Annotated in this window: 21 protein-coding genes and 2 tRNA genes; 10 read left to right on the top strand and 13 right to left on the bottom strand. The window is 69.4% G+C overall.

Annotated features, from left to right (window positions below):
- Window positions 1-85 precede the first annotated feature (85 nt).
- Window positions 86-409: a multidrug efflux SMR transporter gene (locus OG453_RS24595; protein WP_160507132.1), complete on the top strand. Its 324-nt coding sequence runs from the start codon at window positions 86-88 to the stop codon at window positions 407-409.
- A gap of 18 nt (window positions 410-427) precedes the next feature.
- On the opposite strand, the gene OG453_RS24590 is transcribed toward OG453_RS24595, so the two are convergent.
- The gene (locus tag OG453_RS24590) at window positions 428-1,033 is read right to left on the bottom strand and encodes a TetR/AcrR family transcriptional regulator (protein ID WP_266870632.1); all 606 of its coding nucleotides are present in this window, start codon (window positions 1,031-1,033) and stop codon (window positions 428-430) included.
- 161 nt (window positions 1,034-1,194) lie between these two features.
- Between OG453_RS24590 and hisN the strand changes: the two genes are divergently transcribed.
- Both hisN and OG453_RS24580 read left to right on the top strand, forming a co-directional pair.
- Window positions 1,195-1,995, top strand: a complete 801-nt coding sequence (hisN, locus tag OG453_RS24585) for a histidinol-phosphatase (protein WP_266870631.1) — start codon at window positions 1,195-1,197, stop codon at window positions 1,993-1,995.
- Window positions 1,996-2,143: 148 nt separating this feature from the next.
- The gene (locus tag OG453_RS24580; protein ID WP_266870630.1) at window positions 2,144-2,545 is read left to right on the top strand and encodes a cyclic nucleotide-binding/CBS domain-containing protein; all 402 of its coding nucleotides are present in this window, start codon (window positions 2,144-2,146) and stop codon (window positions 2,543-2,545) included.
- 80 nt (window positions 2,546-2,625) lie between these two features.
- On the opposite strand, the gene OG453_RS24575 is transcribed toward OG453_RS24580, so the two are convergent.
- Window positions 2,626-4,077: a catalase gene (locus tag OG453_RS24575; RefSeq protein WP_266870629.1), complete on the bottom strand. Its 1,452-nt coding sequence runs from the start codon at window positions 4,075-4,077 to the stop codon at window positions 2,626-2,628.
- 144 nt (window positions 4,078-4,221) lie between these two features.
- On the opposite strand from OG453_RS24575, the gene OG453_RS24570 reads away from it, so the two are divergent.
- The 4 genes from OG453_RS24570 (at window position 4,222) to OG453_RS24555 (ending at window position 7,722) form a co-directional block, all read left to right on the top strand.
- A complete protein-coding gene (locus OG453_RS24570; protein WP_266870628.1) occupies window positions 4,222-4,638 on the top strand; it encodes a Fur family transcriptional regulator in 417 nt (138 codons plus the stop codon).
- Between the two features lie 242 nt (window positions 4,639-4,880).
- Window positions 4,881-5,660 (top strand): ABC transporter ATP-binding protein, encoded by a 780-nt coding sequence (locus OG453_RS24565; protein WP_266870627.1) that lies wholly within the window; start codon window positions 4,881-4,883, stop codon window positions 5,658-5,660.
- The gene (locus OG453_RS24560) at window positions 5,657-6,547 is read left to right on the top strand and encodes an ABC transporter permease (RefSeq protein WP_266870626.1); all 891 of its coding nucleotides are present in this window, start codon (window positions 5,657-5,659) and stop codon (window positions 6,545-6,547) included. The genes OG453_RS24565 and OG453_RS24560 overlap by 4 nt, the downstream gene beginning before the upstream one ends.
- Before the next feature lie 29 nt (window positions 6,548-6,576).
- Window positions 6,577-7,722: an ABC transporter substrate-binding protein gene (locus OG453_RS24555; protein ID WP_266873113.1), complete on the top strand. Its 1,146-nt coding sequence runs from the start codon at window positions 6,577-6,579 to the stop codon at window positions 7,720-7,722.
- 46 nt (window positions 7,723-7,768) lie between these two features.
- On the opposite strand, the gene OG453_RS24550 is transcribed toward OG453_RS24555, so the two are convergent.
- The 4 genes from OG453_RS24550 to OG453_RS24535 form a co-directional block, all read right to left on the bottom strand.
- Window positions 7,769-7,842: transfer RNA gene (locus tag OG453_RS24550), tRNA-Met, on the bottom strand.
- 196 nt (window positions 7,843-8,038) lie between these two features.
- Window positions 8,039-9,844: a tetratricopeptide repeat protein gene (locus OG453_RS24545; protein ID WP_266870625.1), complete on the bottom strand. Its 1,806-nt coding sequence runs from the start codon at window positions 9,842-9,844 to the stop codon at window positions 8,039-8,041.
- 219 nt (window positions 9,845-10,063) lie between these two features.
- A tRNA-Met gene (locus OG453_RS24540) sits at window positions 10,064-10,137 on the bottom strand.
- A 50-nt stretch (window positions 10,138-10,187) separates the two neighbouring features.
- Complete coding sequence (locus OG453_RS24535) at window positions 10,188-13,076, bottom strand: UPF0182 family protein (protein ID WP_266873112.1); 2,889 nt, start codon at window positions 13,074-13,076, stop codon at window positions 10,188-10,190.
- Window positions 13,077-13,222: 146 nt separating this feature from the next.
- Between OG453_RS24535 and OG453_RS24530 the strand changes: the two genes are divergently transcribed.
- Entirely contained in the window at window positions 13,223-13,765 is a 543-nt protein-coding gene (locus OG453_RS24530) for a PPA1309 family protein (RefSeq protein WP_266870624.1), read from the top strand.
- A 58-nt stretch (window positions 13,766-13,823) separates the two neighbouring features.
- On the opposite strand, the gene OG453_RS24525 is transcribed toward OG453_RS24530, so the two are convergent.
- From OG453_RS24525 to OG453_RS24510, 4 genes are all read right to left on the bottom strand, one after another.
- Window positions 13,824-14,912 (bottom strand): PDZ domain-containing protein, encoded by a 1,089-nt coding sequence (locus tag OG453_RS24525; protein WP_266870623.1) that lies wholly within the window; start codon window positions 14,910-14,912, stop codon window positions 13,824-13,826.
- An 89-nt stretch (window positions 14,913-15,001) separates the two neighbouring features.
- Window positions 15,002-15,163: a hypothetical protein gene (locus tag OG453_RS24520; protein WP_266870622.1), complete on the bottom strand. Its 162-nt coding sequence runs from the start codon at window positions 15,161-15,163 to the stop codon at window positions 15,002-15,004.
- Between the two features lie 140 nt (window positions 15,164-15,303).
- The gene (locus tag OG453_RS24515) at window positions 15,304-15,768 is read right to left on the bottom strand and encodes a molybdenum cofactor biosynthesis protein MoaE (protein WP_135334374.1); all 465 of its coding nucleotides are present in this window, start codon (window positions 15,766-15,768) and stop codon (window positions 15,304-15,306) included.
- A 93-nt stretch (window positions 15,769-15,861) separates the two neighbouring features.
- Window positions 15,862-16,974: an SDR family oxidoreductase gene (locus OG453_RS24510; RefSeq protein ID WP_135334375.1), complete on the bottom strand. Its 1,113-nt coding sequence runs from the start codon at window positions 16,972-16,974 to the stop codon at window positions 15,862-15,864.
- A gap of 191 nt (window positions 16,975-17,165) precedes the next feature.
- Between OG453_RS24510 and OG453_RS24505 the strand changes: the two genes are divergently transcribed.
- Both OG453_RS24505 and OG453_RS24500 read left to right on the top strand, forming a co-directional pair.
- Window positions 17,166-18,611 carry a zinc-dependent metalloprotease gene (locus OG453_RS24505; RefSeq protein ID WP_266870621.1) on the top strand — a complete coding sequence of 482 codons (1,446 nt, stop codon included), beginning with the start codon at window positions 17,166-17,168 and terminating at the stop codon, window positions 18,609-18,611.
- Entirely contained in the window at window positions 18,608-19,132 is a 525-nt protein-coding gene (locus OG453_RS24500) for an NUDIX hydrolase (RefSeq protein ID WP_266870620.1), read from the top strand. The genes OG453_RS24505 and OG453_RS24500 overlap by 4 nt, the downstream gene beginning before the upstream one ends.
- A 97-nt stretch (window positions 19,133-19,229) precedes the next feature.
- On the opposite strand, the gene OG453_RS24495 is transcribed toward OG453_RS24500, so the two are convergent.
- From OG453_RS24495 to OG453_RS24485, 3 genes are read right to left on the bottom strand one after another with little or no spacing between them, the layout of a single operon-like run.
- Window positions 19,230-19,985, bottom strand: a complete 756-nt coding sequence (locus OG453_RS24495; RefSeq protein ID WP_266870619.1) for an AIM24 family protein — start codon at window positions 19,983-19,985, stop codon at window positions 19,230-19,232.
- 16 nt (window positions 19,986-20,001) lie between these two features.
- On the bottom strand, window positions 20,002-20,682 hold the full coding sequence (locus tag OG453_RS24490; RefSeq protein WP_135334379.1) for an AIM24 family protein: 681 nt from the start codon (window positions 20,680-20,682) through the stop codon (window positions 20,002-20,004).
- A gap of 11 nt (window positions 20,683-20,693) precedes the next feature.
- Window positions 20,694-22,433, bottom strand: coding sequence for a TerD family protein (locus tag OG453_RS24485; RefSeq protein WP_266870618.1), 1,740 nt, complete (start codon window positions 22,431-22,433; stop codon window positions 20,694-20,696).
- Between the last annotated feature and the right edge of the window lie 44 nt (window positions 22,434-22,477).

Below are 22,477 nucleotides of genomic sequence, written 5' to 3'. Positions count from 1 at the left end.
CACAGTGGCAAGTGCATAATCGCACCAAGCCTGTTCCAAGCCAGGCGAAGCGGTCACGGAACGTTCAGTTGCGGGAGGCAGATACATGGCGTGGCTGCTGGTCATCGTCGCCGGGTTCCTGGAGACCGGTTTCGCGGTCTGCCTGAAGCTCTCGCACGGCTTCACCCGACTCTGGCCGACCATCACCTTCGCCGCCTTCGCACTCGGCAGCTTCGGCCTGCTCACCCTCGCCCTGCGCAAGCTCGACGTGGGTCCGGCGTACGCGGTCTGGACGGGCATCGGCGCCGCGGGCACCGCGATCTACGGAATGATCTTCCTCGGTGACGTGGTCTCCACCCTCAAGCTCGTCTCGATTTCGCTGGTCATCGTCGGCGTCATCGGCCTCCAGCTCTCGGGCTCCGCGCACTGACACCGGTCTTTTCGCCGGTCACGGGTTGCTCCACAATCCGAGGACCCCGCGCACCAGCTCCACCGGGTCCTCACCCTTCGGCGAGGGCGCGATGACGTACGAAAGCGCCATCCGCACGGCACTCTCGCAGGCCATGGCCAGCTCTTCGGTGTCCTTCGGACGTGCCCTGCCGTTCAGCGCGTGCACCGCCTTGTCCCGTACGAGGGCGAGCAGTTCGGCGGGCGTCGGGACACCGGCGTCCGCGCGCCGCTGTGCGGGCACGGGCGACGAGGAGACCCCGGGGCGGCTCGGCGCGGGCAGGCGTTCGCCCCAGCAGCCGGTGAGCATGGCCCGCACCAGGGCGTTCGCGCGCGCGGCGCCGATCGTCCAGGACGTCACGGCGGCGAGCCGGTCCACGGGGCCGCCCTCCGTGGCGAGCGCGCGCTCCACTCCGTGCAGATACTGGTCGGTCTCGCGCCTCAACAGGGCGCGCGCGAGGCCGTCCTTGCTGCCGAACTCGTTGTAGAGGGTCTGCCGGGACACCCCGGCCACCGCCGCGACGTCCACCATGCGCACCCCCGGCCACGGGCGGCGGGCGAGCGCCGTATAGGCCGCGTCCAGTAAGGATTCCCGAGCTGCAGGCATCGTCGCCTCCATGGGCCGAGCGGCTCTGCGGCCAGAGTTGACGCGCTCGGGGGCACTGTCAATAGCTCCGGCGTGAGCCCGCTCCGTATGCGTCATGTCCGGGAATGGCCCGGACATACGGCGCTGTGGCTCAGGCAGAACGAGATCGATACTGTTCACCCATGCCCGACTACCACGATGATCTGCGTCTCGCCCACGTCCTCGCGGACGCCGCCGACGCCGCGACGATGGACCGGTTCAAGGCCCTCGACCTGAAGGTCGAGACCAAGCCGGACATGACGCCGGTGAGCGAGGCCGACAAAGCGGCCGAGGAGCTGATCCGCTCCTCGCTGCAGCGCGCCCGGCCGCGCGACGCGATCCTCGGCGAGGAGTACGGCATCGAGGGCACGGGCCCGCGCCGCTGGGTGATCGACCCGATCGACGGCACCAAGAACTACGTACGCGGCGTGCCGGTCTGGGCGACGCTGATCTCCCTGATGGAGGCCAGGGAGGGCGGCTACCAGCCGGTGGTCGGCGTCGTCTCGGCGCCCGCGCTCGGCCGGCGCTGGTGGGCGGCGAAGGGCGGCGGCGCGTACACCGGGCGCAGCCTGACCTCCGCTTCGCGGCTCAAGGTCTCCCAGGTCTCGCGGATGCAGGACGCCTCATTCGCGTACTCCTCGCTCACGGGCTGGGAGGAGCAGGGCCGCCTCGACGGCTTCATGGACCTCACGCGCGCGGTCTGGCGCACCCGCGGCTACGGCGACTTCTGGCCGTACATGATGGTCGCCGAGGGCTCGGTCGACATCTGCGCGGAGCCCGAGCTCTCCCTCTGGGACATGGCGGCGACCGCGATCGTCGTCTCCGAGGCGGGCGGCACCTTCACCGGCCTCGACGGCACCCCGGGCCCGCACAGCGGCAACGCGGCGGCGTCGAACGGCCTGCTCCACGACGAGCTGCTCGGCTACCTCAACCAGCGCTACTGACGGCGTACGCCACACGGGTGCACGCCCTGAACTGGCAGCACGCGCCCCCTTGTTGACGACCCGCATGGCTGCGACTCTGAGAGTCCCCCCACTTGTGAACTTGTGAATCGCTTCTCATAGCGATCCACCCAGGAGGTGGCTCAAGCCCATGCTCGTCCGCGACGCCATGAGCACGATGGTTCTGACCATCGGCCCCGCCCACACCCTGCGCCAGGCGGCCCGGCTGATGTCGACGCGCCGCGTCGGCGCGGCCGTCGTCCTCGACCCCGACACCTGCGGCCTGGGAATCCTGACCGAGCGCGACGTCCTCAACTCGCTGGGCGCGGGGCAGAACCCCGACATCGAGACCGCGGGCACCCACACCACGACCGACGTCGTCTTCGCCACCCCGGCGTGGACCCTGGAGGAGGCCGCGGACGCCATGTCGCACGGCGGCTTCCGGCACCTGATCGTGATGGACGGCAACGAACCGACCGGCATCGTCTCCGTCCGCGACATCATCCGCTGCTGGGCCCCGAACCGCAGGGGCACACCGACGCTGACGGCCTGAGCCGATTCCGTCCGGATACGGAAGGCGGGCCGGACCCCCGAAGGGATCCGGCCCGCCTTTTCTCCCTACGACAAGCCCCGTCAGCCGCGAAGGGCCTGGACCGCGGCCTCCAAGCGCTTGCCGAAGTCACCGTCCGCCTGGCGGAAGTTGTTGATCGCGCGCTCGGCGATGTCGTCGCGCGAGACACCTGCGATGTTGCCCGCGAGGTTCTCGATCAGCCGCGCCTTCTCGTCCTCGGACATCAGGCGGTAGAGGTTGCCCGCCTGCACGAAGTCGGTGTCCTCGGCGTGCGAGGGGGCCTCGTGGTTGCCGGTGCCACCGGTGACGGCGGACGTCACCCACAGCGGCCGGTCCGTCTGGAAGGGACCGCCGAAGGAGTTCGGCTCGTAGTTCTTGGCACCCTTGTGCCGACCGTCGTACAAGAAGCCGTCACGCGAGTTGGTGCGCGCCTCGGTGGCGTGCGGGCGGTTCACCGGCAGGTGGTCGGCGTTGATGCCGACGCGGTAGCGGTGCGCGTCGCCGTACGCGAAGAGACGGCCCTGGAGCATCTTGTCGGGCGAGGGACCGATGCCCGGCACGAAGTGCGCGGGGCTGAAGATCGCCTGCTCCACCTCGGCGAAGATGTTCTCCGGGTTGCGGTTGAGCTCCAGCTTGCCGATCTCGATCGGCGGGTAGTCCTCGTGCGGCCACACCTTGGTGAGGTCGAACGGGTTGAAGCGGTAGTTCGCCGCGTCGGCCGCCGGCATGATCTGCACCTGCACGGTCCAGGTCGGGAACTCACCGCGCTCGATGGCCTCGCGCAGGTCGCGCTGGTGGGAGTCGGGGTCCTCACCGGCGAGCTTCGCGGCGTCGGCAGCCGTCAGGTTCTCGATCCCCTGGTCGGTCTTGAAGTGGTACTTGACCCAGAAGACCTCGCCGGCCTCGTTGTTCCACTGGAACGTGTGCGAGCCGTAGCCGTTCATGTGGCGGTACGAGGCCGGGATGCCCCGGTCACCGAAGAGCCAGGTCACCTGGTGCGTGGCCTCCGGGCTCAGCCCCCAGAAGTCCCACACGTTGTCAGCCTCCTGGCTGCCCGTGTACGGGTCGCGCTTCTGCGTGTGGATGAAGTCCGGGAACTTGATGGCGTCCTTGATGAAGAACACCGGGGTGTTGTTGCCGACGAGGTCGTAATTGCCCTCCTCGGTGTAGAACTTCAGCGCCCAGCCCCGCGGGTCACGCACCGCGTCGGCCGCACCGAGGTTTCCGGCGACGGTGGAGAACCGCAGAAACGTCTCGGTCTCCTTACCGACCTCGGAGAGGAACTTGGCACGCGTCCACTGCGAGACGTCACGGGTGAGGGTGAAGGTGCCGTACGCACCGGCGCCCCGCGCATGCACGATGCGCTCCGGAATGCGCTCGCGGTTGAAGTGCGCGAGCTTCTCGAGCAGCAGCTGGTCCTGGACCAGTACCGGACCGCCGACGCCCGCGGTCTCGCTGTTCTGGTTGTCGGCGACCGGCGCGCCGGCCTCCGTGGTGAGCGGTCCCTGCGTCACGTGCGCCTCCTGCGTATTTCCTGCAAGTCCTGTCCCTTGGCGTTTGCCGTACTCGATCCTACGATAGACATTGTCTAAGTCAAGTAAGCATCCAAAGTCACACCTGTTCGGAACCTGGTCCCACTCCCTGTTAAGGTGGCCCTTATGAGTGACCTCCTGGAACGACTGCGCGGACGCGGTTGGCGCATGACCGCACAGCGGCGCGTCGTGGCCGAGGTCCTCGACGGCGAGCACGTCCACCTGACGGCCGACGAGGTGCATGCCCGCGCCGTGGACAAGCTGCCCGAGATCTCCCGGGCGACCGTCTACAACACCCTGGGCGAGCTGGTGACCCTCGGCGAGGTCCTTGAGGTCTCGACGGACCGCAGGGCGAAGCGCTACGACCCGAACGCGCACACCCCTCACCAGCACCTGGTCTGCGCCAAATGCGGCGCGATCCGCGACGTCCACCCCACAGGCAACCCCCTGACCAGCCTCCCCACCTCAGAACGCTTCGGCTTCACGGTCGAGGGAGTAGAGGTCACGTACAGGGGCACGTGCCCCAGCTGCGCGGCGGCGTAGCACTTCGCCTTCGTACGTCCACGAAAACCCCCGGCGCCTACCAGGCACCGGGGGCTTTCGTTTGCCTTGTGTGTGTGGTTTGTGGGCAGGCGTTCCGCAGGGCGGAACGGGTGGGCACAAACCACCCACGGCCCGCAGTCGGCAGGCGAATCTCAGCCAAGCAGACCCTCTTCCCGAATCTGACGCCCCGTCATATTCTCGGCGGCGCCCGAACATCCGCCTGCCCTCCGCAAGGAGACCCCGTGGGAGATCCGCACCCCAAACTAGAAGCCCACGCCCTGACAAGAACGTTCGGCCGCGGCGCCAAAGCCGTGGAAGCCCTGGGCCCGGTGGACCTGAACATCGCCCCCGGCGAGTTCACCTGCATAGTCGGCCCATCCGGCTGCGGAAAGTCGACCCTGCTCCGGATAGCAGCGGGCCTGCTCAAGCCCAGCAGGGGCGAGCTGAAGATCCGCACAGCCGCGCAGCGCCCCGCAGCGATGATCTTCCAGGACTACGGCATCTACGACTGGAAAACCGTCCAGGCAAACGTCAGATTCGGCCTGGACATCCAGAAGACCCCCCGCCGCGAGGCGAACGCCCGAGCCACGGCCTTGCTGACCCGCCTCGGCCTCGCCGACTTCGCGGACGCCTACCCCGCCACCCTCTCCGGCGGCATGCGCCAACGCGTCGCCATCGCCCGCGCCCTGGCCGTGGAGCCCGAAATCCTCCTGATGGACGAGCCCTTCGCGGCTCTGGACGCCCAGCTCCGCACCATCCTCCAGGACGAACTCCTCGACCTCACCCAGACCACCCGCACCACCACCCTCTTCATCACCCACAGCCTCGAAGAGGCGATCGTGCTCGGCGACCGCGTCCTCGTCATGTCGGCCCGCCCCGGCCGCATCATCGCCGAACACCGCCCGCCGTTCCCCCGCCCCCGCACCGGCGACATCCGCTCCACGCCGGAATTCGCCGCCCTCAAGAGCGAGCTGTGGGAACTCCTGCGCGGCGAGGTCCGCCGAGAGGCGGTCCCGGCATGAGCGCGGACACCAAGAACGTACGCAGTCCACAAGAAACCCACGCCCCGGAAGAAGGCGTCCTGGTCAGGCGCCCCGGCCCCCAGGAACTGCACCCCACCCGCACCCACCGCAGACGCCGCACCCTGGAGCTCGGCCTCGCCGTCGCCGTCCCGCTCGCCCTGGTCCTGCTCTGGCAGCTCGCCGCCACCCAGGGCTGGATCGACGACCGCGTCTACCCCGCACCCCAGACGATCATCGAGGACGGCTGGGAACGCGCGGCCGAAGGCGAGCTGTGGCCCGACGTCTGGGCCACGCTCAAACGCGTCCTCGCCGGATACGCGATCGGCACGGTCACGGGCTACGCCCTCGGCCTGCTCATGGGCTCCCTCTCGCTCGTACGCGCCGCACTGGAACCGCTCCTGGATGCCCTGTACGTCGTACCGAAACTGGCGCTCCTCCCCGTCTTCCTGAACATGTTCGGCCTCGGCGAGGGCCCGCAGATCGCGCTCGTCGCGGCCACGGTCTTCTTCTTCGTCTGGATCTCGACCATGGCGGCGGTGCTCGCCGTGCCGTCCGGACACCGCGACGCGGGCCAGGTCTTCGGGGCGTCGCCATGGCAGATGTTCCGCCACGTCCTGCTGCCGGCGTCCCTCCCCGCCGTACTGGTCGGAGCGCGGATCGCGGCGGGCGTCGCGGTCCTCGTCATCGTCGCGTCGGAACAGATCGCGGCGGCGGACGGCCTGGGCCACCTCATCTTCGACTCACGGGCGCTGTTCCAGAACGACGTGATGTTCGTCGGCATCGTCTGCGTCGCCGTCCTCGGCGTCGTCTTCTCCGAACTGGTGCGGATCGCGGGCCGGTTGCTCACCCCGTGGGCCCCGCGCGACCGAGGCAGAAGCCAGTCATGACCGTACGTACGAATGTGCTCGGAGGCCCCATGCGTACCCGCACCCGTACCACCGCTCTGACCACCCTGCTGGTGGCGGGCTCGCTGCTCGCCGCCGCGGGCTGCGCGAAGGAGGACGACACCACGGACTCCTCGCCGGCCGCCAAGCCCCGCACGGTCAAGGCCGTTCCCGGCTGCGGCAAGGGCAGTTGGACCGACCCGGCCGACCTGGCACCGGACCGGAAACCGGCCCGCTGCGCCAAGGGCGCGCCCGCCCCGCAGCCCCTCAAGAAGGAACGCAGCCTGACCATCGCGACCGGCACGCTGAGCGCGGAGTATGTCGCACCCCTCCAAATGGCCGTGAAGAAGGGCGAGTTCAAGAAGGAGGGCCTGGACGTCCACCTCAAGGTCCTGCCGACCCCCGACGCGCTCCCCCTCCTCGCCAAGGGAGACATCGACGCCCAGTGGGCCGCCCCCGAGGCCGCCGTGATGAACGGCATCACCAGCGGCTTCACCATCAAGTGGGCGGCCGGGAACTTCTCCCCCGACCCACGGTCCAAGAGCGGCCTGTGGGTGAAACTGAAGAAGGGCGAGCAGGCGGACCACGTCCCGATGGCCGGCCGCAAACTCGGCACCATGATCGGCAAGGGCTCGGTCATCTCGTACCCCATGGGCAAGGCCCTGAAGAAGCACGGCGGCGGCCTCGACGAGATCCAGTTCCAGCAGCTCGGCTCCGCGGACGTCCTGACCGCCCTCCAGAACGGCGGCACCGACTCCGCCTGGCTCCTGGACCCGGTCTGGCGCAAGGTCGACGGCGACAAGCGGTACGCCTTCCTGGGCGGCCAGCCCCAGGGCGAACCCCTCGGCGGCCTCCTGTTCGGCCCCGATCTCCTGACCAAGGACCCGGACGCGGGCGTGGCGCTGCTCCGCGCGTACATCAGGACGGTGAACACGTACTTCGCCGGCGACTACAAGGCGGACAAGGCCTTCGTCTCCGAACTGGCGAAGCTCCTGAAGACCGACGAGGCGGTCCTGAAGTCGACTCCGTCACTCCGCATGGACTGGGAGATCCGCTCGGGCACGACGGACCGGCTCCAGGATGCGTACGAGGCCGCGGGCGTCGCCGAGGGCGACAAGGTCCCGGAGGAGAAGGCGGTGGACCGCAAGCTGTACGGGGAGGCGGTGGGCCACAAGTAACGCCGAAGGTCCGGAACCCTGATGGGTTCCGGACCTTCGGTTTCAGTAGCGGGGACAGGATTTGAACCTGCGACCTCTGGGTTATGAGCCCAGCGAGCTACCGAGCTGCTCCACCCCGCGTCGGTAAACGCAACTCTACGTCAAGCCCACGACCAGCGCAAATCTGCTTCCGCGCCTCGCTGTGGGCAGGCGTTCCGCAGGGCGAGTGGGGTCTCCCCTGCTCGAGCGAAGCCGAGAGCTTGGGGAAGGGTGGGCACAGCCCACCCACCGGCCTGCACCCGCCCGACAACGCCAAGGTACAAACAGCGTGGGCAAGCTAAGCCGTCAGCTCCTGCTGAAGCGCCTCGCGCAACCGAGCCGCCCGCTCGGAAACCTCAGCAGGCCCAAGATCAACGGCACGGGAAGCCCACCGCTGCCCCTCCACCAGCTGCCCGCGCCGAGCGTAAAGCAGCGCAAGCCGCAGCGCCGCCCGCCCATGCCCCGCGTCAGCGGCCCGCGTCCACCACAGCGCAGCCTCGGGCTCACTGCCCTCACGCGCAAGCAGCAGCCCCAGGTTGAACGCCCCGTTCCGGCTGCCCGCCTCCGCGGCGAGGCGGTACCACCGAGCGGCCTCGACGACGTCGCCACGCCCCGCGGCCAGCATCCCGACCCGCACCTGCGCACGCCGGTGCCCCTGCTCGGCGGCCCGCTCGTACCACTCCTCGCACTCGGTCTTCTCGGCAGCGGGCTCCCCGAGCGCGGGCGGACCCGCGGGCGGCCGCCGCGCATCGAGCACGGTGCCGAGCCAATACGCCGCCTCCGCACTGCCACCACCGGCCGCGCACCGCAGATGCCGCTCGGCGTCCTGCTCGTCGCCCTCGCGCAGCCGCGCCGTGCCGACCTGGAGCGCGGCCTCGGTGTGCCCGGCGGCCGCCGCACGCTCGTACCAGGGCAGCGCCGCGCCCTCGTCGTCACGTGACGCGTACAGGATCCCGAGGTTGAAGGCCGCGTCCACGCTGCCCGCCTCGGCGGCCTTGGAGAACCATGGCTCGGCGCCCGCCGCGTCGCCGCCCTGCAGGAGCAGCACGGCGAGCGCGTTGGCCGCCTCGCGGTGGCCGGCGTACGCCGCACGCCGGTACCACTGGTCGGCCTGCGCGGTCCGCCCCTGCTCGGCGCAGAGCAGCCCGAGGTTGTAGGCGCCGTTCACATCGCCCGCGTCCATGGCCGCGCGGTACCACCGCTCGGCGGTCTGGGTCTCGCCCCGCTCGGCATGCAGCGCACCGAGCGCGTTCGCGGCGTTCCCGTCCCCGTCCTGGGCGGCTTTCAGCCACCAGACGGCGGCGCTCTCCGTGTCGCCGGCGTCCCGCAGCAGGAAGCCGAGGGCGCAGGCGGCACGCGCCTCGCCGTCCTTCGCGGAGTTCAGGTACCAGCGGCCGGCCTCCTTCAGCTCACCGCGCTGCTCCAGGATCGCGCCGAGGTGCAGCGCGGCACGCCGGTGCCCGCGCGCGGCCGCCTGGCGGTACCACTGCTCGGCCTCCGCGGCGGCGGACCGTACGCCGTCGTCTTGGGCGGACTCGGCGGGCTCGGCGGCGGACCGCCGGTCGAGGGCGCGGGCGATCCGGTACGCGGCCTCGCGGTGGCCACGCTCGGCGGAAGCCCGCATCCAGCGCTCGGCGCCCGCGTCCCCGCGGTGCTCCAGGAGGTCGGCGAGGGCGTACGCCCCCAGCGCGTGGCCCTGCTCGGCGGACTGCCGCAGCCAGTACTCGGCGGCCGGCTCGTCGCCGCGCTCACGGTGGTGCCGCCCGAGCGCGTGCGCGGCCGCGGCAGATCCGGCGACGGCGGCGACCCGCCACCAGCCGGCCGCCTCATCGGCGTATCCACGCTGGTGGAGCAGGACTCCGAGGTTGTTGGCCGCGGCGCGGTCGCCCTCGGCGGTCGCCGCGCGCAGCATGGATTCGGCCCCGTCGAGATCGCCGCGGCGCAGCAGAAGGCTTCCCAGGACGCTCATCGCGTCGACATCTCCGGCCTCGGCGGCGAGCCGATGGCGCAACTCCTCGGCGGCCGCCCCGGGATCCTCCCGGTCGGCCGGCTGCACAAACCGCCCTGTCTCCAACAGAGTTGCCTTGTCCCCCATAACGTCCATCGTCGCACCACCTGCAACCTGGGTACACCTGGTATACCGCAGCCAGTGAGGTCACTTCAGCGTTTTGTCGACATGCCCACAGAGAGATAAGTGAAACACAGATTCCCCAACTCCCCCCGGCCGGAGCATGCTTCGCACAGAACAGCGCACGCCGACACGGCACCACGGGCACATGACGAAGGCCCGGATCCGATAAGGATCCGGGCCTTCGTCTTCTAGTAGCGGGGACAGGATTTGAACCTGCGACCTCTGGGTTATGAGCCCAGCGAGCTACCGAGCTGCTCCACCCCGCGCCGTTGTGTTCAAACAGTACCACGGCGCGGGGTGGGTGCTTCACACCTGGTCAGCCGCCCTTGTTGTTGCCCTTCGGCTCCTTGGACTGGGCGTCCTCTGCTCGCTGCAGCGCTTCCTCGAGGTCCTTCTGCGCCTCGCCGTACGCCTTCCAGTCGCCGTCCTTCAGCGCCTGCTGGCCGTCCTCGAAGGCCTTCTGCGCGTCGTCGAGCGCCGCCTGGACCGTCGGGTCGTCGGACTTCGGCGGATCGGGTTTCTCCTCGTCGCCCGGTGGTGGCTCCTCGACCGGTGGCGCACCGTCCTTGCCGAACACCTGGTTCAAGGCCTCCTCCAAGGTGTTCTCGAAGGCGATCTTGCTGCCGTAGGTGACGAGGACCTTCTTGAGAAGCGGGTACTTGAGCCCGCCGCCCTTCACGTAGACGGGTTCCACATAGAGCAGGCCGCCGTCCAACGGCACGGTCAGCAGATTGCCGTAGTCGACCTCTGAGTCACCGCCCTTCAGGAGCCTGATCTGCTCGGCGATGTCCTCGTTGGAGTTGAACTTGCTCTGTACCTGCTTTGGTCCGTCGACCGTTCTGCTTGACGGCATCTTCAGTATTCTGATCTTGCCGTAATCGCTGGTCCCGGCCTCGGCGTTGACCGCCATGAAGGCGCTCAGGTTGTCCCGGCCGTTGGGCGTGAAGGACGTCGTCAGCGAGAAGTCCTGCTTCTTCTGGTCCGGCATCTTCATGCTCAGGTAGTACGGCGGGACGGCGCTGCCCGACTTGTTCGTCGGGTCGTCGGGCACCTGCCACACCTCACTGCCGCTGAGGAACGTCTCGGCGTCCTTCACGTGGTAGCGGGAGAGCAGCTCGCGCTGGACCTTGAACAGGTCCTGCGGATACCGCATGTGGTCCATCAGAGCCTGCGAGATCTCGCTCTTGTCCTTGACCGTGCCCGGGAACGCCTTGCGCCAGGTCTTCAGGACCGGGTCCTTGGTGTCCCACTCGTAGAGCGTGACCTCGCCGGTGTACGCGTCGACGGTCGCCTTCACCGAGTTGCGGATGTAGTTGACCTGGTTCTGCTGGGCCACCACCGCACGCTGGTTGTTGGCCGCGGTCAGCGAGTCGGCCGTGGTGTCGCCCAGCGTCGTACGCGACGCGTAGGGATAGCCGTTGGTGGTGGTGTAGGCGTCGACGATCCACTGGATCTTGTTGCCGACCACCGCCGGATAGGCGTCGCCGTCGATGGTCAGCCAGGGGGCCACCGCCTCGACGCGGTCCTTGGGCGTGCGGTTGTAGAGGATCCGCGAACCCTCGCCGATCGCGCCGGAGTAGAGCATCTGCGGCTCACCGAACGACACCGCGTACGCGGCCCTGTTGATCGGGTTGGAGAGATTGACGCCGCTGTCGCCCTTGTAGCTCGTCGTCTTCTCGCCGCTGTCGTCGGAGTAGTCGATCTCCTTCTGCGGGCCGCCGACGATCGAGTACTGCGTCGTCTTCTCGCCGTAGTAGATCCGCTGCTCGTACGACCCGAGATTGCCCTTGGACGGCAGGTCGGACTCGGTGAAGACCGGTCGTCCCTGACTGTCCGCCTCGGTGCCCTTGGCCGCGACCGCGCCGAACCCGTGGGTGTAGCGGAAGTGGTCGTTGATCCAGTTGTTCTTGGGCACGCCGTCGAGGTTCAGCTCGCGCAGGCCGATGACCGTGTCCTGGTCCTTGCCGTCCTTGCTGTAACGGTCGACGTCCAGGTTCGACGGGAAGCCGTAGTAGTTCTTCATCTGCTGCAGCTGCTGGAACGTCGGCGAGACGATGTTCGGGTCGAGCAGCCGGACGCTCGCGGCGCCGTTGGCGTCGTCGCGCAGCTTCGTCTGGTCGGCCGTCCTGCTGACGCCGGGGTACTCCTTGACCTCGGTGCCGCCGATTCCGTACGCCGCGCGGGTGGCCTTGAGGTTCTTCTCCACGTACGGAGATTCCTTGGCCTGCTCGTTCGGCTGGACCTGGAACTTCTGCACGATGGCCGGGTACAGACCACCGATGAGGATGGCGGAGAGCACCATCAGGCCGAAGCCGATGACCGGCAGCTGCCAGGTGCGCCGCCACAGTGTCGCGAAGAACAGCAGGGCGCAGATGACGGCGATGCAGAACAGGATCGTCTTCGCCGGCAGATACGCGTTCGCGTCCACGTAGCGCAGGCCCGTCCAGTTGCCCGTCGCCTTGAAGTCACTGGACTTCACCGCGAGGCCGTACCGGTCGAGCCAGTAGGCCACGGCCTTGAGCGTCACGAAGATGCCGAGCAGCACCGACAGATGGCCCGTCGACGCCGCCGTCGCCCGCGCGCCGGGGCTGGTGATCCGCAGCCCGCCGTACAGGTAGTGCGTGAGCGCGGCGGCGATCAGGGAGAGCACCGTCGCCGCGAAGCCGAAGCCGAGCAGGAAGCGGTACCAGGGAAGGTCGAACGCGAAGAACGACACGTCCATGTGGAACTGCGGGTCCTTCTGACCGAAGGAGACGCCGTTCACCCACATCAGCCACGTGCGCCACTGGCCCGCGGCGGACGCGCCCGCGATCAGGCCAACCAGCGTGGCGATGCCGAGCAGCAGCCACTTCTTGTACGGCGCGATGCTCATGCGGTACCGGTCGAGGCTCTGCTGCTCCATCGACATGGCGCTCAGCGGCGGGCGCAGCCGGTGCGCCAGCCAGATGTTCACGCCGACCGCGGCCGCCATGAGCAGGCCGAAGACGAAGAACAGGCCTACCTTGGTCCACAGGGTCGTCGTGAAGACCGACGAATAGTTGACCGAGCGGTACCAGAGCCAGTCCGTCCAGAACCCCGCGAACATGACGAAGAGCATGGCCAATACGGCCAGGATGCCCAGTGTCATGAGCAGGGTCCGGACGCGACGGGACGGTCGGCCCACTCTGATCCGTGGCCCCGTCGGGCCTCCGCCGCGGTCCGGCATCTGGAAAGCCAAGGTGCGCACCTCGAAGTTCGATGTTGATTCTGTTGATCCGTCAGGGCCCCGTGATCGTGGACCCACACCTATGCAACTTACTCACGCTTTACTCGGTTCCCGTTTCTCGGGACTAACGAGGCAGGATTGTGACCATGTCCAACACTCCCATGGCAGCGAGCCCCCTCACCCGTGCCGTCCTCGAGATCGACGAGTACGCGTCCGGCCTGGGCTGGGACCGGCCCGCACGCCTCTTCGCGCTCGTCGACACGGCGCGACTGCGCACCCAAGAACCCGGCCTCGCCTCGCAGCTCGGCCTCGACGAAACCCAGGAAGACACCGGCCTGACCCCCATCGAGCAGGAGGAGCTTCCCGAAGGGAAGCCGCTCGACGAGTTCCTCGGCACCATCGCCTGGCCGGACGCGGTGGCGGGCTGCGCGCTCACCGTGGAGCGCATGATGCTGCCGCCGTCCGCGGAGACCTCGGTCCCGGAAGGGCTCAGCGAGGGCAAGCTCGCGAAGTGGGTCGCCGAGCACCCGGACCGTCAGGAGGTCCGCATGACGGTCGCGGTGCTCCGTGACGGTGCGCGCGAGTCGGCCCTGCGGCTGCGCGAGAAGGACTCCGCGACGGAGGTTCTCACGGGCTCCGACCTGGTCCCGGGCCTGGCGGACGCGCTGGCCGCGACGTTCGCCGAGTAACTCGGCGGTCATGCGCCTGCGCCGCCGCCGGGTTCTCCGGCGGCGGCGCAGGCGTCTGTCACTTCTTGGCCGTGCACTGCGGCAGGTCCGCGGTGTCGCCCTTGCGGATGTCCTTCAAGGCGTCCACCGCGTCGTCGATGGTGTTCACCTTGACCAGCGTGAGCCCGTCGGGGATGTCCTTGGCGGCGGTGGCGCAGTTGTCCTTCGGCGTCAGGAAGTACTCGGCGCCCTTGTCGCGCGCGCCCACGGTCTTCATCTCGATGCCGCCGATCGGGCCGACCTTGCCGCTGTCGTCGATGGTGCCGGTGCCCGCCACGAACTTGCCTCCGGTGAGGTCGTCCGGGGTCAGCTTGTCGACGATGCCCAGCGCGAACATCAGTCCGGCGCTGGGGCCGCCCACGTCCGCGAGCTTGATGTCGATGGTGAACGGGAAGGTGTGGTCGGTGCCCGCCTGGATGCCGACGATCGCGCGGCCGTCCTTCGCCTTCTCCGTGGTGATCTCGACGTCGTCGGTCTCCGTGGCCTCCTTGCCGGCCTTCTCCGCCGCGGCCGCCTCCTTGACCGGGACGACACTGAAGACGACGTTCTGGCCCGGCTTGTGCTTGGTGACCAGCTTGGCGACGTCCGTCATCTCCTTCACGGGCGTCCCGTCGACCTTCTTGATGACGTCGCCCGCGTGCAGCTTGCCCTCGGCGGGGCTCTTCTTGAAGACGGTGGAGACGACCACCTGCGACTTCACCGGAAGGTCCAGCTCCCGCAGCGCCGCGACCTTGGCGCTCTCCTGGGACTGGCTGAACTCCTCCGCGTTCTCCTGGGACGACTGCTGCTCCGTCTTGCCGTCCGGGTAGAGGGTGTCGTGCGGCACGACGATGTTGTCGTGGGCCAGCCAGCCGTAGACGGCCTCCGCGATGTTCATGTTGTAGTCGGCGCTGGTGACCCGGACCGTGGTCATGTTGAGGTGACCGGTCGTCGGGTACGTCTTGTGGCCGGAGATCTGCAGCACCGGCTCGCCGCCGTGGTCGCCGAGGGTGTTCACCGTGGGGCCCGGGGACATCTCCGCGTACGGAACTTTGATGAGGACTCCCGCGCAGAGCAGCGCGATCAGCATCAGGGTGGAGGCGAGCATCGTCGCGGTGCGGCGTGGCATGGAACGACAGTACGGGACCTGTCTGTCAGTGCACCCCTGGGGCCAGTCCGTACGGGGCCTTCAGGCTCCGGGGCGGGATATCAGGTCGCTCAGTGCGACTTGTCCATGGCCTTGCGGAAGGCCGCGTAGCCGTTGAGCTCCGTGACGTCGCCCGTCTTGCCCGACTTGCGGTTACGAGTGGCCCAGCCACCCCACAGACCCGCACCGACTGCCGCCGCAAACGGAATCAGCAACCAGGCAAGTGATGCCATGTCGACCTCCTGACCCCACGAGCGACCGCAACTGACTGATCAGCAGATTAACCATCCGCTCTGTCAACGCTCACGCCAGGGGTCGGGTTACGCAACCGGAAGCCCGTGGGGCACTTGGCCAGGAAGGGGAGGCGGCGGACTCAGCAGGCGCCGACCCACTCTTCCTGCCCGTCGGAGAAGCGCTGGTGCTTCCAGATCGGCACCTCGTGCTTGAGGTCGTCGATCAGCTTGCGGCAGGCGGCGAAGGCCTCCGCGCGGTGCGGGCAGGAGACGGCGACGACGACCGCCAGATCACCCACGGCCAGGTCGCCGACGCGGTGGACGGCGGCAAGGGCACGCACCGGGAATTCGGCGACGACCTTCTCGGCCACCCGGCGCATCTCCGCCTCGGCCGTGGGGTGGGTCGAGTACCCCAGCTCGTCGACGTCGGCGCCGCCGTCGTGATTGCGCACGGTCCCCACGAAGAGCGCCGTGCCGCCGGCGGCGTCGTCGCCGACGGCCCGGAACACCTCGTCCAGGGAGAGCGGGGTGTCACGGATCGCGAGCAGCCGGATCGGATCCTGTGCGGCCTGCTCGCCGGGGTGCTCGTTCGTGGTGCGTGCCATACGGCCATCGTGCCGCACGGCACGGACATCACGGAATACCGTTTTCACCCGGCACGCACGCGTACCGCTTTGGAGATCCCTACAGGCAGGCCCTCAGATCCGCCGCCGCGCCTTCCGCGCCCGGCGGACCACCGCGGCCGCGCCCAGCAGCGCGACGGTCGCGCCCGCGGCACCCGCGGCGGTCGCGTCCTTGCGCCCGAGGCGCCGCCCGGCGACCGTACGCCTGCCGGACACCTCTTCCAGGAGCTCCGCGAGAACCTCCTCGTTGGTCCACTGCGGCCGCCACCCCGCGTCATGCAGCCTGCTGACGCTGACCACCCACGGATACATCGTGTACGCCAGGTCACCGGCCGGAGACGGAGTGAGACCGATCCGGTGCAGCCGCGCCGCGGCGCCGAGCGCGACGGTGGAGGGAAGCTCCATGCGCCGGATCTCGCTGAGCTCCTCGACCTCTTCCTGCTCGAGCCACCCGTCGCAGCCGACGGCGAGCTCACCCTCGACCTTCTCCAGGACGGCGTACTCCAGGGCGCTGCACAGGTCCTCGACGTGGCAGAACTGCCAGGCCGGCCGCGACCCCGCCACCACAAGGAGCCGGGGCGACTCGAAGTAGCGCGTGAGGGCCGTGTCTGTGCCGCCCACGAGAATCGCGGGCCGTACGACGGTGACGTTCAGACCGGGGTGCGCACGCGGCGCACGCCGGGCGAGCCGCTCGACCTCCAGGAGGTCGCCGACCCCGGTCGCCTCCGCGGTCGCGCGCAATTCGGCGTCTTCGGAGAGGGGCAGTTCGTTCTCGGCCAGCGCTCCGTAGACCATCGCCGACGTGCACAGGACGACACGGTGGACGCCCGCCGCGGCGGCCGCCGTCAGCACGGTCTGTGTACCACGCACGTTGTACGCCGTACGGGCGGCGGCGTCGGTCTCCAGGTCGAGATCGAGCGCTAGGTGCACCACGACGTCCGCGCCCCGCAGCTTCTCGGCGATCGCGGGGTCCCGCACGTCCAGGATGTGCCACTGGGCCTGGGCGCATTCGCCCCGGCGCTCGTCGATGGCGATGACCTGTTTGATCTCTTCCGACGCCGCGAGGCGCTCGGTCAGCAGCGCGCCCACGCCGGACGCGGCGCCCGTGACGGCTACCACCGGCCCGCGGACGGGGGCCGGAGTTGAGAGGTTTCGCGCTGCGCGAACCTGTGGATCTGGGGAACTCACCGGGCGTCTCCAGCGGTTGTCTTCAGTAGATACGCGAATGACGCGTACGTACCAGGTGGCATCCATCCTGCCGCAGGCCATGAGTAGGCGAAGCACTGAGGCCCGAACCCGTCACGGTGTCTACGCTGGGTGGTGTTGTAGGGCAGCCGCCGCCGGAACCGTACCGGCGGCCTGACGAGCCGAGGAATCCCGTGAGTGACACCCCATTCGGATTCGGCCTTCCGCCGGAGGAGCCGGAAGACGGCGACGAGGGCAAGAAGAAGGACACCCCCGGAGGGGGAGGCCAGGGCGCCGGCGGCCCCGCGAACCCGTTCGGTTTCGGGTTTCCCGGAGCGGGCGGCCAGGGCGGTGACAATCCGTTCGCCGCGATGTTCGGTTCGATGAACCCGAACGACCTGGGTGCCGCGTTCCAGCAGCTCGGCCAGATGCTCTCGTACGAGGGCGGCCCGGTGAACTGGGACATGGCCAAGGACATCGCCCGCCAGACCGTCTCCCAGGGTACGTCCGACGGCGTCAAGGACGCCAGCATCGGCCCCGCCGAGCGCTCCGCCGTCGAGGAGGCCGTGCGCCTTGCCGACCTGTGGCTGGACGACGCGACGTCGCTCCCGTCGGGCTCCGGCGTGGCCGTGGCCTGGAGCCGCGCCGAGTGGGTCGAGGCGACCCTCCCGGTGTGGAAGGAGCTGGTCGACCCGGTCGCCGAGCGCGTTGGCCTGGCCATGGGCGATGTGCTGCCCGAGGAGATGCAGGCCATGGCGGGCCCGCTGATCGGCATGATGCGCTCCATGGGCGGCGCCATGTTCGGCCAGCAAATCGGCCAGGCCGTGGGCGTGCTCGCGGGTGAGGTCGTCGGTTCCACCGACATCGGCCTGCCGCTCGGCCCGGCGGGCAAGGCCGCGCTGCTCCCCGTGAACATCGAGTCCTTCGGCAAGGACCTGGGCATCGACAAGGACGAGGTGCGGCTCTACCTGGCCCTGCGCGAGGCCGCCCACCAGCGGCTCTTCGCCCATGTGCCGTGGCTGCGCTCGCATCTGTTCGGCGCGGTCGAGGGGTACGCGCGCGGGATCAAGGTCGACACGGCCAAGCTGGAGGACGTGGTCGGCCAGCTCGACCCGCAGAACCCGGAGCAGCTGCAGGAGGCGCTCCAGCAGGGCATGTTCCAGCCGGAGGACACGCCCGCCCAGAAGGCCGCCCTGGCCCGTCTGGAGACGGCCCTGGCGCTCGTCGAGGGCTGGGTGGACGCCGTGGTGCACGCCGCAGCCAAGCCGCGTCTGTCGTCGGCCGACGCGCTGCGCGAGACGCTGCGCCGCCGCCGTGCGACGGGCGGCCCCGCGGAGCAGACCTTCGCCACGCTGATCGGCCTTGAGCTGCGTCCGCGCCGGCTGCGGGACGCCTCGCGCCTGTGGGCCTCGCTCACGGACGCGCGCGGTGTGGACGGGCGCGACGGCCTGTGGGCGCACCCAGACATGCTGCCGACGGCCTCCGACCTGGACGACCCGGACGGCTTTGTGCACCACGAGCAGCTGGACTTCTCGGAGCTGGACAAGATGCTCGGCGAGGCGGCGGGCGGCGGCGCCGCGAAGCCGGACCTCAAGAAGGACGCCAAGGACACCGAGGACGAGGACGACAGCGACAAGTGAGCCTGCACCACGACGCGGTCCTCGTGCTGAAGGGCTACGAGGACCAGGAAGAGCTGCGCCAGTACTACCTGGACCATCTCGCCGCCCACCCCGACGACGGCATGTGGAAGGCCTGCACGGACGGACACGTGACGGCGAGCGCGCTGGTCATCGACCCGTCACGCGGCCGCGTGCTCCTGACCCTGCACAAGAAGCTGCAGATGTGGCTCCAGATGGGCGGCCACTGCGAGCCGGGCGACGCCTCGCTGGCCGCGGCGGCGCTGCGGGAGGCGACGGAGGAGTCGGGCATCCCGGGGATGGCCCTGCTGCCGGGCGGACCGGTCCGCCTGGACCGGCACCCGATCCCGGGGCCCTGTACGCAGCACCTCGACGTGCAGTACGCGGCACTGGCCCCCGCCGACGCGGTCGAAGCCATCAGCGACGAGTCCCTGGACCTGCGCTGGTTCGCGTACGACGAGGTGGCGGCGGTGGCCGACGAGTCGGTCGTACGCCTGGTAGAGGCCACGAAGGCGCGGCTGTAAACGCGCCTCTACAAGGGGCGCGGGGAACTGCGCGACCAGCCACACACGGCCCGCACACAGATCCCCGCGCCCCTGTTGCGTTCATCCCGCGGAGCGCTCAGCTCCAGACGTTGCCCTGGTTCTGCCCCCGGGCACCCTGCTGCCCCATACCGAACTGGGCCCTGGCGCCCTGCCCGACAGCGGCGTTCTGCGGCGGCAGCAGCTCGCTGGGCTGGACCAGCGCGTAGCCCTGGCCCATGAAGCTGAGCTCCCAGCCCTCACCGGTGTTGCCGCGGCGCCGCCACACGCCCGATGAGTGCGTCTGGGCCTGCATCTGCACCCGCAGACCGTTGGACCAGGCAACGATCGCGTCGGCGTCGGCGTTCACGTACTTGTCGGGCGTGACCTCCATCATCAGCGGCTGCCCCGAGGTCATCAGGGCGACCTTGCCGCGACCGGTGATGTTGAGCTGGTACTTGCCCGAACCGGAGATGCCGTACTGGCTGTCCACGGCGATGACCTGGTGGGTCAGCGACGAGTCGAGCGCGAGGACATAGCTGCTGTCCACGGTCAGACCGTCCCGGTCCACATCCACTACGTGGATGTACTGGGCGAGGTTGGCGAGATAGACCGTGCCCTGGCCGTGGCAGCGCATCAGGTCCAGGCCCTCACCTGTGTGCGCGCGGGCGCGCTGGTTGCCCTGGCTCTGGTACTCGGCGTCGAACTCGATCAGACCCTGGTAGGCGACCATGGCGCCCTTGCGGGCCAGGATGTCGTCGTGGCCCTCCAGGGCGACCCGCAGCAGCTGCGGGTTCTGGACGGTGTAGCGCTCCTGAGTCTGCTGCTCGGTGTGCGCGAAAAGTGGGCTCTGCATGGTGTGTTGTTCCCCCTCAGCCCCGTGCCCGGAGACGGTCGGTGCTGTCCTCGCTGGGCTGTACGACGACGATGCCCTCTCCGGAGAAGCCCATCTGGTAGGCCTCGCCGCTGCCGCGCCCGATGAGCGAGCCGGCCTTGAAGCTGCGCTTGCCCTTCACCTTGAGGTTCGGGGACCAGGCGAGCAGCGCGTCCGGGTCGACGTACGTCTCGTCGTCGCCACGACCGCAGTCGACGACGACCGGGGTGCCGCGGGAGGTCAGCGCGACCCAGCCCTGGCCCGAGATCTTGATGTTCCACAGGCCCTGTCCTGCGAACTTGGCCAGACCCTTGACCCGCTCGACGCCCCACTGGAGGGACGCGTCGAAAGCGAGCAGGTTCGTGCCGTTCACCGAGAGCGAGTCGCCCGCCAGGTTGATGACGACGACGTCGGCTCCGTAGTCCGCGAGATAGAGCAGGCCGTCTCCGGAGCACTTCATCAGAGGTGCTCCCTCGCCGGTCATCCACTCCTTGGCGATCTGGCGGACCGCGGGGGGATTGGGCTCGTACGTGACGAACCCTTCGTAGGCGACCATCGAGCCCACGCGCGCGAGGAGGTCGTTTCCGGTCTGCATGGCCACCTTGAGCATGTGGTTGCCATGGTTCTCCATACGGGCGGCGACAGGCGCCGGGGCAAAGCCCGCGAGTTGCTGATTCATGACGGGCTCCCTCAGACCTCGTACGGCTGGACGATGATGAAGTTGCCGGGCGCGCCCCGGAACTGGAGGTTCACGCTCTCCCCCGTGGAACCGGCGTACGCGTTGCTGCGCAGCCGCACCTGGCTGGAGACGATCGCCTGGGCGGCCGCCGACCAGGCGACCACGGACTGGCAGTCGGCGAACGTCGTCGGCGTGACGGGCAGGACGACGGGCACGCCGTGCGTCTTGACGATGACCGTGCCGGTGCCCTGGAACTGCATCACGAACAGCGCGCCACCGGGGATGCCGTGGCCCTCGATCCTGCGCACTTCGTGCTGGAGCGTCTCGTCGAACGCGAGGACGTTCTCGGCGGAGACGCAGATCGCGTCCCCCTGGAGCTCGATCGGGTGCAGGTGCGTGGCTTCCTCGGCGAGGAAGACCTGGCCGCGGCCGGTGCAGCGCATCAGCTGCATCTCCTGGCCGGTCTGGTTGCCCACGACGCGGCCCGCGAAGCCCGCGCCCTTGTAGCTGAACTCGACCTTGCCCTGGTAGAGCACCATGCTGCCCTGGCGGGCGAGGATGGCCTGCTCGGCGATGCCGAGGTCGACGCGGATCAGCTTCTCGTTCTGCTGCGTCCAGCGCTGACCGGTGGGCGCCTCGCGGTACTTCTGGAGGGCGGACGCCACACCGGCGCCCTGGGGTGCCGCGCCCTGCGGGGCGGCGGGCTGGCCGGGGAACTGGCCACCCGGAGGCTGCTGGCCGTAGCCGGGCGGCATCGGGGCACCGGGCTGCTGCCCGTACCCGGGAGGCATCGGCGCCTGGGGCTGCTGGCCGTATCCCGGCGGGGGCGGCGCGGTCTGGCCCGGGGCCTGCTGCTGGCCGGGGACCTGGCCGAACTGCGGCTGCTGCGGCGGCTGCTGGCCCGGCTGCCCGTACGGCGCGGCAGGCGCAGGCGGCACGGCGCCGGCCGGCGGCTGGTTCATGGGCGCCACGATGGTCTGCGCGGCGTGCACCGACGGGTCGGCGGGAGCGGGCGCCGGAGGCGGCGTCGCGCCCTGCGGCGGCGCGAAGTTCTGCGCGGGAGCCGGGGCGAAGTTCTGCGCGGGAGCCGGGGCGGGGGCCGGAGCCGGTGCCGGGGCGGGCGCGCCACCGGCCGGGGCGCCGAACGCGGGCGGTGCCGCGGCCTGGCCGGGCGGCGCGAAGGACGGTGCGCCGGCCTGCGGCTGCTGCGCAGCGGGCTCCTCCTCCGCGACCTCGCCGCCGAAGTTCTTCAGGAGCGCGTCGAGTCCACCGTCGAAGCCCTGCCCGATCGCGGCGAAGCGCCAGACGTCCTTCAAGTAGAAGTCGCCCAGCATCACCGCGCGTTCGGTGGAGAACTCGGCGCCGTTGAAGGAGTAGCGGGCCACTTCCTCGCCGCCCGCGACGATCCGGATGTAGCCGGGGGCGACCTGCGACATCTGCCCGGCGCCGTCGATCGTCGCGGTGAACGACAGCTTCTGGATCTTTGCCGGGATCCGGTCCAGCGTGACCCGGAAGGACTCCGTGTCGCCGGCCTGCGTGCCGAGGAGCTGGATGGACTCCTCGGGAGACTTCGGCTGGTTGAAGAAGATGAAGTAACTGTCGTCCGAGAGGCGCTCGTCCGCGTCCAGGCCGAAGCAGCTGATGTCGAAGCTCAGTCCAGGGGCTGAGATCTGCACACCTACGTACAGATCGGTCCCCGAAGTGAGGTCACTGATCTTGGCCTTGTGGCCGCGTTGGAATTCCCTGGCCATACGTAACGACCGTCCCCCATCCCGAATGTAAATGCGTCGCGCCA

It is taken from the genome of Streptomyces sp. NBC_01381 (assembly GCF_026340305.1).
Taxonomy (GTDB): Bacteria; Actinomycetota; Actinomycetes; order Streptomycetales; family Streptomycetaceae; genus Streptomyces.
This window is presented reverse-complemented; position numbering and strand designations above follow the sequence as displayed.

Coding starts and splice junctions, on each gene's coding strand:
- OG453_RS24595 (WP_160507132.1), top strand. CDS start 86: ATGGCGTGGCTGCTGGTCATCGTCGCCGGGTTCCTGGAGACCGGTTTC.
- OG453_RS24590 (WP_266870632.1), bottom strand. CDS start 1,033: ATGCCTGCAGCTCGGGAATCCTTACTGGACGCGGCCTATACGGCGCTC.
- hisN (WP_266870631.1), top strand. CDS start 1,195: ATGCCCGACTACCACGATGATCTGCGTCTCGCCCACGTCCTCGCGGAC.
- OG453_RS24580 (WP_266870630.1), top strand. CDS start 2,144: ATGCTCGTCCGCGACGCCATGAGCACGATGGTTCTGACCATCGGCCCC.
- OG453_RS24570 (WP_266870628.1), top strand. CDS start 4,222: ATGAGTGACCTCCTGGAACGACTGCGCGGACGCGGTTGGCGCATGACC.
- OG453_RS24560 (WP_266870626.1), top strand. CDS start 5,657: ATGAGCGCGGACACCAAGAACGTACGCAGTCCACAAGAAACCCACGCC.
- OG453_RS24555 (WP_266873113.1), top strand. CDS start 6,577: ATGCGTACCCGCACCCGTACCACCGCTCTGACCACCCTGCTGGTGGCG.
- OG453_RS24545 (WP_266870625.1), bottom strand. CDS start 9,844: ATGGACGTTATGGGGGACAAGGCAACTCTGTTGGAGACAGGGCGGTTT.
- OG453_RS24535 (WP_266873112.1), bottom strand. CDS start 13,076: ATGCCGGACCGCGGCGGAGGCCCGACGGGGCCACGGATCAGAGTGGGC.
- OG453_RS24530 (WP_266870624.1), top strand. CDS start 13,223: ATGTCCAACACTCCCATGGCAGCGAGCCCCCTCACCCGTGCCGTCCTC.
- OG453_RS24525 (WP_266870623.1), bottom strand. CDS start 14,912: ATGCCACGCCGCACCGCGACGATGCTCGCCTCCACCCTGATGCTGATC.
- OG453_RS24520 (WP_266870622.1), bottom strand. CDS start 15,163: ATGGCATCACTTGCCTGGTTGCTGATTCCGTTTGCGGCGGCAGTCGGT.
- OG453_RS24515 (WP_135334374.1), bottom strand. CDS start 15,768: ATGGCACGCACCACGAACGAGCACCCCGGCGAGCAGGCCGCACAGGAT.
- OG453_RS24495 (WP_266870619.1), bottom strand. CDS start 19,985: ATGCAGAGCCCACTTTTCGCGCACACCGAGCAGCAGACTCAGGAGCGC.
- OG453_RS24490 (WP_135334379.1), bottom strand. CDS start 20,682: ATGAATCAGCAACTCGCGGGCTTTGCCCCGGCGCCTGTCGCCGCCCGT.
- OG453_RS24485 (WP_266870618.1), bottom strand. CDS start 22,433: ATGGCCAGGGAATTCCAACGCGGCCACAAGGCCAAGATCAGTGACCTC.